Origin of the sequence: Tritonibacter sp. SIMBA_163, from assembly GCF_046535935.1 — a bacterium.
Lineage (GTDB): Bacteria > Pseudomonadota > Alphaproteobacteria > Rhodobacterales > Rhodobacteraceae > Epibacterium > Epibacterium scottomollicae.
Window position 1 is genome coordinate 1 of sequence record NZ_JAWJBP010000822.1, and the last position, 255, is coordinate 255.

1 protein-coding gene is annotated in these 255 nt (G+C 45.5%); it reads left to right on the plus strand.

Annotated elements, in window-relative coordinates; translation table 11 throughout:
* The coding region (locus R0J92_RS24615; protein ID WP_411053615.1) for a chemotaxis protein CheW at positions 1-255 on the plus strand (255 nt) is incomplete at both ends.

The following is a 255-nucleotide window of genomic DNA, read 5'->3' on the forward strand; positions in this document are numbered from 1 at the left end:
ATGTTTACAAGTGGATCGGATTTTAGTAGAACAAGAATTAGTCATTAAAACTTTACCTTCGGGTCCCCCGCTTCCCGATTATGTACAAGGTTACACTGTCTTAGCTGATGGAAGTCTATCGCTGGTGGTCGATCCCGAAGCGATTATGACAGAGACAGTAGAAGCGCAAACCGTTACTCACGCACCCATTAAACAACTTTCTCCCGTCACCGCAGAAACAACAGAGACACCGCCAGCCAAGGAGACAAAACATAT